This is a genomic window from Ideonella sp. B508-1, assembly GCF_000333615.1.
Classification (GTDB): domain Bacteria; phylum Pseudomonadota; class Gammaproteobacteria; order Burkholderiales; family Burkholderiaceae_C; genus Ideonella.
Genome location: NZ_BADL01000544.1, coordinates 1 through 8,064 on the forward strand (window position 1 = coordinate 1; position 8,064 = coordinate 8,064).

At 66.5% G+C, this 8,064-nt stretch carries 8 protein-coding genes, 1 tRNA gene and 1 pseudogene; 4 read left to right on the forward strand and 6 right to left on the reverse strand.

Annotation, left to right across the window (positions count from 1 at the left end; translation table 11 throughout):
* The coding region (locus I73_RS29700) for a response regulator (RefSeq protein WP_040501282.1) at positions 1-218 on the reverse strand (218 nt) is incomplete at its 3' end.
* 152 nt (positions 219-370) lie between these two features.
* Between I73_RS29700 and I73_RS21460 the strand changes: the two genes are divergently transcribed.
* A complete protein-coding gene (locus tag I73_RS21460) occupies positions 371-1,102 on the forward strand; it encodes an SIMPL domain-containing protein (RefSeq protein WP_022982502.1) in 732 nt (243 codons plus the stop codon).
* 18 nt (positions 1,103-1,120) lie between these two features.
* Here I73_RS21460 and I73_RS21465 read toward each other — a convergent pair whose 3' ends face one another.
* Positions 1,121-1,891, reverse strand: coding sequence for a 3-hydroxybutyrate dehydrogenase (locus tag I73_RS21465; protein ID WP_022982503.1), 771 nt, complete (start codon positions 1,889-1,891; stop codon positions 1,121-1,123).
* Positions 1,892-1,980: 89 nt separating this feature from the next.
* On the opposite strand from I73_RS21465, the gene I73_RS21470 reads away from it, so the two are divergent.
* From I73_RS21470 to I73_RS21480, 3 genes are all read left to right on the forward strand, one after another.
* Entirely contained in the window at positions 1,981-2,862 is an 882-nt protein-coding gene (locus tag I73_RS21470; RefSeq protein WP_022982504.1) for an alpha/beta fold hydrolase, read from the forward strand.
* A complete protein-coding gene (locus I73_RS21475) occupies positions 2,859-5,120 on the forward strand; it encodes a bifunctional (p)ppGpp synthetase/guanosine-3',5'-bis(diphosphate) 3'-pyrophosphohydrolase (RefSeq protein ID WP_022982505.1) in 2,262 nt (753 codons plus the stop codon). Before I73_RS21470 ends, I73_RS21475 begins: the two co-directional genes overlap by 4 nt.
* Positions 5,121-5,186: 66 nt before the next feature.
* A tRNA-Val gene (locus I73_RS21480) sits at positions 5,187-5,263 on the forward strand.
* Between the two features lie 114 nt (positions 5,264-5,377).
* Here I73_RS21480 and I73_RS21485 read toward each other — a convergent pair.
* From I73_RS21485 to I73_RS33335, 4 genes and pseudogenes are all read right to left on the reverse strand, one after another.
* Positions 5,378-6,199, reverse strand: a complete 822-nt coding sequence (locus I73_RS21485) for a hypothetical protein (RefSeq protein WP_022982506.1) — start codon at positions 6,197-6,199, stop codon at positions 5,378-5,380.
* A gap of 69 nt (positions 6,200-6,268) precedes the next feature.
* The gene (locus I73_RS29705) at positions 6,269-6,934 is read right to left on the reverse strand and encodes a hypothetical protein (RefSeq protein ID WP_159105915.1); all 666 of its coding nucleotides are present in this window, start codon (positions 6,932-6,934) and stop codon (positions 6,269-6,271) included.
* 105 nt (positions 6,935-7,039) lie between these two features.
* Positions 7,040-7,540 (reverse strand): nucleoside deaminase, encoded by a 501-nt coding sequence (locus I73_RS21495; protein ID WP_022982508.1) that lies wholly within the window; start codon positions 7,538-7,540, stop codon positions 7,040-7,042.
* A pseudogene (locus I73_RS33335) lies at positions 7,533-8,064 on the reverse strand (FAD-binding oxidoreductase); the annotation flags it as partial. The gene I73_RS21495 and the pseudogene I73_RS33335, both read right to left, overlap by 8 nt.

Genomic DNA, 8,064 nt, shown 5'->3' on the forward strand with positions numbered 1-8,064 from the left:
CGGCAGATGGACAAGCCGTCTTTGCCGGGCAGCATCAGGTCCAGCACGATGAGGTCGATGGTTTCGCGGGTTTGCAGCCGGGCCAGGGCCTTGGCGTCTTCGGCCAGCAGCACGTCGAAACCCTCCTGGGTCAGGTAGCGGCGCAGCAGGTCGCGGATGCGGGCGTCGTCATCGACGACGACGATCCGGTCCTGGCGGGGGGAGGAGGTGGCATTCATGGTCAGACCCCAATTTGTAACAGAGACGGATTGTGCGGGGCGGATTTCGGGTTTCCGGGCGGCCCTGACCCTCTGTTACAAATGTTCCCGCTCTTTCACACCCCGGCGCCATCCGGTCGTCCACCCACCCGGCTTCATGCGTTAATGGATGCATGAAGACGACACATCTGCACCTTCTTCGCTCCGGCTGCCGTCTGGCCGGCCTGTCCATGCTCACGGCTGCGGCGGCGGCGCAGGCTCAGGTGCCTGCGGCGGCGCCCGAGGGCGTGCTCAACCTCAGCGCCCAGGCCACGGTGGAGGCGCCCCAGGACTGGATGACCCTGGTGCTGTCCGTCACCCGGGAGGGCAGCGATGCCACCCAGGTGCAGCAGCAGCTCAAGCAGGCGGTGGAGGGCGCCATGGCCCAGGCCCGGCGCCAGGCCCGGCCCGGTCAGGTGGAGTTGCGCAGCGGGGCCTTCTCGGTCTTTCCGCGCTATGGCAGCAAGGGCGGCATCACCGGCTGGCAGGGCTCGACCGAACTGGTCATCGAAGGCCGGGACATGCCGGCCATCGCCCAGCTCTCCGGCCAGATCGGCAGCCTGACCATCTCCCGTGTGGGCTACAGCCTCTCGCGGGAAGCGCGCGAGAAGCTGCAGACCGAGGCCACCGCCCAGGCGATTGCCCGCTTCCGGGCCGATGCGGGCGACTATGCCCGCCAGTTTGGCTTCGGCAGCTACACGCTGCGCGAGGTGTCGGTGAACACCGATGGCGGTGCATCGGCGCCCGTGCCCCGCTTCCAGGTGGCCATGGCCGCCGCCAAGGTGGGCGACGGCGAGGCACTGCCGGTGGAGGCCGGCAAGGGCAGCGTCACCGCCACGGTCTCAGGCAGCATCCAGCTCAAGTGAGCCGGATGCGGGGGGCGCTCATTGCGCCACCCAGCCACCGTCCATGTTGATGGCGGCGCCGCGCAGGTTGTCGGCGGCGGGTGAGCACATGAACACCGCCATCGCGCCCAACTCCTCGGGCGTGGTGAACTGCAGCGAGGGCTCCTTCTCGGCCAGCAGACGGCGCTTGGCTTCCTCGTTGGAGACGCCTTCGGCCGCTGCGCGGGCATCCACCTGCTTCTGCACCAGCGGGGTCAGCACCCAGCCCGGGCAGATGGCGTTGGCGGTCACGCCGGTGGTGGCGGTTTCCAGCGCGGTGGTCTTGGTCAGGCCGATGATGCCGTGCTTGGCCGCCACATAGGCCGACTTGTTGGCCGAGGCCACCAGGCCGTGCACCGAAGCCACGTTGATGATGCGGCCCCAGCCGCGGGCCTTCATGCCCGGCAGGGCCAGGCGGGTGGTGTGGAAGGCCGAGGACAGGTTGATCGCGATGATCGCGTCCCAGCGCTCGACCGGAAATTCGTCCACCGGCGCGACGTACTGGATGCCGGCGTTGTTGACCAGGATGTCCAGCGTGCCGAACTCGGCCTGGCAGGCCTCGATCATCTCGGCGATCTCACCGGGCTGGCTCATGTCGGCCCCGTGGTAGCCCACGCGCACGCCGAGGGCGGCCACCTCAGCCTTGGCAGCATCCACCTCGCCGAAACCGTTGAGCATCACGTTCGCACCCTGGGCGGCCAGGGCCTTGGCAATGCCCAGGCCGATGCCGCTGGTGGAACCCGTGACCAAGGCCGTTTTTCCTTTGAGCATATGCAAGTCTCCTTGAGGTGAAAGCGCGGATTGGTTGCTACAGTGGATTATCTGGCCCACGACATGCCCATGCCGCAAGCGACAGCATCATGAACGACTTTTCCAGCCCCGAGCCCCGACTGCGTTTTGTGCAATGCCTGGACAGCCGCGGCCTGCACCGCATGGCCTATCACGAGTGGGGCGATGCGGCCAATCCGAAGGTGCTGGTCTGCGTGCATGGGCTGACCCGCCAGGGGCGGGATTTCGACGTGCTGGCCCAGGCCCTGGCCGATGAGTACCGCGTGGTCTGCCCCGATGTGGTGGGCCGCGGTGAATCCGACTGGCTGGCCGACCCGATGGGCTACGCCATCCCGTACTACGTGGCCGACATGGTGACGCTGCTGGCCCGGCTGGATGCGCAAGAGGTGCACTGGGTGGGCACCTCGATGGGCGGGCTGATCGGCCTGGGCGTGGCCAGCCTGGCGGGCTCGCCGATCACGCGCCTGGTGCTCAACGACGTCGGCCCGGCCATCGAGCCGTCCTCGCTGCAGCGCATCGGCCAGTACCTGGGGCAGCCGGCCCACTGGGCCACGCTGGACGAGGCCGCCGACGCGCTGTGGGCCATCTCGCAAAGCTTCGGCCCCCACACCCGCGCGCAATGGCTGGCGCTGAGCGAGCACCAGATCACCCCGGACGGCACCGGCTTCAAGCCCCATTACGACCCCGCCATCCGCCACGCTTTCTCGGCAATCACGCCGGAGATTGCCGCTGCTGGCGAAGCGGCCCTGTGGGCCAGCTACGACCGCATTGAATGCCCAACGCTGCTGCTGCGCGGCGCGGAGTCCGATCTGCTGTCGCCCGCCACCGCCCAGGCCATGACCCAGCGCGGCCCGCGGGCCCGCCTGCACGAGTTCGCCGGGGTGGGGCATGCCCCCACGCTGGTGGCGCCCGACCAGGTGGCCGTCGTGCGCGATTTCCTGTTGTCCCCATGAAGAGTTCTGCCGAGACCCTGAGCAGCACGGCACCGATCGTCTCGCTGGCCTCCGAACCCGATGAGCGGGTGGCGCCGCAACGCGCGGACCATCCCGCCACCGAAGAGGCCCTGGCCGCGCTCAACCGCGCCATGGCCTTTGCCGAGCCGCTGCTGGCCGGCCGCGTGATGGACAGCGGCGAGGACGCCTATGCCCACGCGCAGGGCGTGGCCGCCATCCTGGCCAGCATCGGCGGCGGCCCGTCGCTGCAGGCCGCGGCCTTCCTGGTCTATGCGGCTGACTTTTTGCAGCGCCCCGAGGACGTGGTCGAGAAGGCCTTCGGGCCGTCCTACGCCAGCCTGGTGGTGCTGACCCGCAAGCTGGTGCAGATCCAGCGCGCCGCGCGTGAGGCCCAACTGGGCGACGCCCAGCGCGCCGAGCAGACCGAGCGCGTGCGCAAGATGCTGCTGGCCTTCTCCAAGGACCTGCGGGTGGTGCTGCTGCGCCTGGCCTCGCGCCTGCAGACGCTGCGCTGGTTTGCCGCCAGCAAGCGCGACTGCCCGGTGGCTCTGGCCGAAGAGGCCAAGGCCGTGTTCGCCCCGCTGGCCAACCGCCTGGGCATCTGGCAGATCAAGTGGGAGCTGGAGGACCTGTCCTTCCGCTTCCTGCAGGGCGACGAGTACCGCCGCATCGCCAAGCTGCTGGCCGAGAAGCGCGTGGAGCGCGAGGCCAGCGTGGAAGCGGCCCGCCTGCAGATGGGCAGCGACCTGCAGTCCCACGGCATCCCGGCCGTGGTCTATGGCCGGCCCAAGCACATCTACAGCATCTGGAAGAAGATGCAGGGCAAGCACCTGCCTTTCGAGAAGGTGATGGACGTGCGCGCGCTGCGCGTGGTGGTGGCCGACATCCCGGCCTGCTACGCCGCGCTCAGCCGCGTGCACGAGCGCTACCGCGCGGTGGCCGCCGAATACGACGACTACATCGCCAAGCCCAAGCCCAACGGCTACCGTTCGCTGCACACCGTGGTGCTGGACGACGAGGGCCGGCCGCTGGAGGTGCAGATCCGCACCCAGGAGATGCACGAACATGCCGAGTACGGCGTGGCCGCGCACTGGGCCTACAAGGAAGCGGGCACCAAGGGCTATGGCGGCGTCAGCGCCGCGGGCGAGTTCGAGCAGCGTGTGGCCGAGGCCCGCAAGGCCGTGCTGCGCCAACTGCTGGCCTGGGAGCGCGATTTCTCCGGCCAGGGCGCCGGCCAGGTGCAGGGCCGCTTCGACGACCGGGTCTACGTTTTCACCCCGCAGGCCGCGCTGGTGGAGCTGACCGCCGGCGCCACGCCGGTGGACTTTGCCTACGCCCTGCACACCGACCTGGGCCACCGCTGCCGCGGCGCCAAGGTGGACGGGGCCATGGTGCCGCTGACCACCCCGCTGGCCAACGGCCAGACGGTGGAGATCACCGCGGTCAAGGAAGGCGGCCCCTCGTTGGACTGGCTCAACCCCGAGGCCGGTTTCCTCAAGAGCCCGCGGGCCCGCGCCAAGGTGCGCGCCTGGTTCAACGCCCGGGCCCAGGCCGACACCATCGCCCGCGGCCGCGAGGCGGTGGAAAAGCTGCTGCAGCGCGAAGGCAAGACGGCCCTCAAGCTCAGCGAGCTGGCCAGCCAGCTGGGCTTCAAGGAAGCCGACGACCTCTTCGAGCTGGTGGGCAAGGACGAATACTCGCTGCGCAACATCGAGCAGCTGCTGCGCCCGCCGCCCGCGCCGTCCGAAGACGACAACCCGCTGCTCAAACGCACCGCCAGTGACGCACCCACCGCGCGTGGTGGCGTGCTGGTGGTGGGCGTGGACAGCCTGCTGACCAACCTGGCCCGCTGCTGCCGGCCCGCGCCGCCCGACGCCATCGGCGGCTTCGTCACCCGCGGCAAGGGCGTGGCCGTGCACCGGCAAGACTGTTCCAACTTCCGCCACATGGCCGACCGCATGCCCGAACGGGTGATTGCCGTCACCTGGGGCGCGGCCGCCAAGGCCGGCGAAGCCGCCTACCCGGTGGACGTGCAGATCGAAGCCGCCGACCGCACCGCGCTGCTGCGCGACATCTCCGAAGTGTTCGCCAAGGAACGCATGCAGGTGGTGGGCGTGCACAGCCAGACGGTGACCGACATGCATGGCCGCACCGCCCGCATGACCTTCACCATCGAGGTGGCGGACGCATCGCGCCTGCAGCAGGTGCTGGTGCAGGTGGGGCAGGTGGCCGGCGTGCGCCAGGTGCGGCGCCGCTGATCACCGAAAATTTTCAGCAGAAACTTGCACAGTTCCTGAAAAGCGGTCTATACTGCGAGGCTCAGCAGGCGCGTAGCTCAGTTGGTTAGAGCACCACCTTGACATGGTGGGGGTCGTTGGTTCGAATCCAATCGCGCCTACCAGATCGCAAGCCCTCAGTTCCGGTGGAACTGGGGGCTTTTCGCTTTGAGCGGCAGAGGGGAGCGGGCTTCTTAGCTCGCTGCGTTCTGGTCAGCTTCGTCTTGGCCCCAATAGTCCTACCTGGTTTGTTCGAGAGCCTCAAGGAACTGAGGTAGCTGGCTGGGGGAAAAGCAATTCGCCGTTCGCCCCGTTATCCCGCCATCGCGAAGTCTCCGAATGGCCTGGTTGGCGCGGTGGCACCACTGTCCGTCCAGAAGCACGAAGTCGCAAGAGACGATGGAAGGTGCCGCGTGCATCAGGTCCATGGTGTCGTTCTCGTCGAAATCCCTGCGCAAATCAAGGAAGCTACTACGCACCAGTTCGGAAGTCAGCGCGTATCGCAATGTCATTCCCGGCCTAGGACGAAATCGCTTCGCCTGCTCACGCCGACCCTGCTGCCGCACTTCTTCGCGCAGACCGTCAGTAACGGTCTTTCTCATGTCTTCGAACACAGGCAAGAGCAACTCGCGATACCTGATCGCGTCTTGCACGAAGCGATGAACGTTCAACGAACCGCTCATGATCCTGGCCCGTTCACCCAAGTCGCTAAGCATCCAATGTTGAGCTGGTCCCCTTGGATCACGCAGAGCGCCATGTTCGAGCAGGAAGCCTGCATCGGAGGAGAAATCCGCAACGTACAACCGCGGCAACATGCGCGTCATCATCGCTTCCACCGCCTCGGCACTTTTGATGTCGTTCATCGCGATGAACTCCATCAGATTGACATTGGAAAACAGCCAAGTCCCCTCTATTCGCTGCAGGATCGAAACAAGGCGATCCTGAAGGGCCATGTTCATTGAAAATTTGCGAACGGCCCAATGGTCCAGATAAACCGATGGCCGTTCCAGCGTTTGCCGAAGCGTGTACGTGTCTCCATCAATGGGCTGGATCGTGATCATTTGTCTATCTCTCCCTAATGCCAGCCTGCTCGAAAGCGGCCATTCACCAAGGTCAGCGATTGGCCGACTTCAGCTCGATTGCCATAAATCGGTTCCCGGCTGGACAAGGGGGAGCTTTAACTTCTGCCTGGCCTCTTGAACCTCCAAGGTCACCAGTTCACGAAAGCTGCTCTGTGAATGCATTGCGTCTGCGAATCGGCTGGCCTTGGCCTGCAAGGCGCCCAGCCACGGCGGGCCGCCTCGCTCTTGCGAGAGCTTCGCGAATTGAACCCGGGCAGAGTCAAGATCACCAGCCAGTGCCGCAGCGACAGCTGCATGGTAGTGACAGTACACAGGCGAGCCGGGCAGCTTTCCCAAGAGGGCGGACGCGGCCTGAATGGAGCAAAGTTGGGATCGCAGCTTTGTAACTTCTGCCACGGCCTGGTTTGAGAGTCGCTGCGCAATGTGCTCGAACTGCGCGTTGTCTTCGAACTCATGGAAGCCCTGTTTGCGGCAGTTGTCGTCGACTGCGAAGTCGAAAGAAAAAACACCGCTGGCTCGCCACAGGAAGGTCGCACCCACATTGAGGTAGCTGCCCTTGGCCCATGAACTGGGTTGAAACTCAACCAGGCCCACCCACCACCCATGGTCGTCGAGCCAAACGCGCGATTGGCCTTTCTGACGGCAGCCGATCGAACCAAGCGATGCCTTGGCCGCCTGCTTGATCAATTGGTTGTGTGATGGGCTTGAAGGCATGTTTTATCGCTCGCAGCACATCGACTGTATCCATTGCTGCAGGAGCGATCCGGACAGCCGTCGTTGACGGGGCCCGTCCGTGGCCGGGTGGCGTGAATCTGTCTCTCAATCCGCCTGAAACCGCGCCCAGTACGCCGTGTGCGGCGCAGTGGCTTCTTCCAGCAGCACCGGGCCGTGGATTTCGATGGGGCGCGGCGAGCGAGCGTAGATCTCCTGGCAGGACCATTCCAGGTCGCCGGCGCCCTGGTCGAGCTTGCGGAAGGCCCGCATGCTGACCGCGTCGATGCCGAAGACCACGCGGCCGATGCCGGACCAGAAGATGGCCCCCGCGCACATGACGCAGGGCTCGCCGGAGGCGTACATGGTGGCCTGAGCCAGCACTTCGCGCGACAGGCCCTTGGCCGCGGCATCGTGCAGGGCCATGACCTCGGCGTGCGCGGTGCAGTCGCCGGTCTGCCGGTTGCTGTTGGCGGCTTCGGCCAGCAGCTCGCCGCTGGCGCTGCCGATCACCGCGCCGAAGGGGCGGTTGCCGTTCGCTGTGGCGACGGTGGACAGCTCGATGGCCCGGCGCAGCAGGCGGGTGTCGGCGTCGTTGATCTCAGGCATGGGCGGGCTCCTGGGCCAGGGGTTGTGCCGGGGCCCAGCTCTTGAGCTTGCCGGGGTTGAGCAGGCCTTGCGGGTCGAAGCGCTGCTTCATGGCCAGCACCTGCGGGTTGAGCTTGAGGTTCTGCTTGCCTTCTTCGACGTAGCAGGTGTGCGGGTTGTTGATGATGACGCCGCTGTCGCGGTAGGCCTGCATGATCTCGGCCAGGCGGGCTTCGTCGCGGGTGCAGATGATCTCCAGCCCGCTGCAGCTGTACTCGCCTTCCTTGGTGCGCAGGAATTCGACGTGCATCTGCACCTCGCCGGCAAAGCGCTGGGCCAGCGTGCGCACCTGCTCCAGGTAGCAGGCGGGGTTGTAGGCGCTCTGGATGTAGGTGAGGTTCTTCTCCACCTTGAAGGCGTGCAGCGTGGTGTGGTTCCACACGTACTCCAGCAGGGTGCGGCGGCTGGCGGCCACCTCGGCGGCGGTGGCGCGGTAGCTCAGCGTGCCGCCGCGCTCGGCCAGCATCTGGGCGATGGTCTCTTCG

Bases quoted from the DNA above. Each gene is read 5' to 3' on its own strand.
- I73_RS21475 (WP_022982505.1), top strand. From the start codon at position 2,859: ATGAAGAGTTCTGCCGAGACCCTGAGCAGCACGGCACCGATCGTCTCG.
- I73_RS21465 (WP_022982503.1), bottom strand. From the start codon at position 1,891: ATGCTCAAAGGAAAAACGGCCTTGGTCACGGGTTCCACCAGCGGCATC.
- I73_RS29705 (WP_159105915.1), bottom strand. From the start codon at position 6,934: ATGCCTTCAAGCCCATCACACAACCAATTGATCAAGCAGGCGGCCAAG.
- I73_RS21485 (WP_022982506.1), bottom strand. From the start codon at position 6,199: ATGATCACGATCCAGCCCATTGATGGAGACACGTACACGCTTCGGCAA.
- I73_RS21460 (WP_022982502.1), top strand. From the start codon at position 371: ATGAAGACGACACATCTGCACCTTCTTCGCTCCGGCTGCCGTCTGGCC.
- I73_RS21470 (WP_022982504.1), top strand. From the start codon at position 1,981: ATGAACGACTTTTCCAGCCCCGAGCCCCGACTGCGTTTTGTGCAATGC.
- I73_RS21495 (WP_022982508.1), bottom strand. From the start codon at position 7,540: ATGCCTGAGATCAACGACGCCGACACCCGCCTGCTGCGCCGGGCCATC.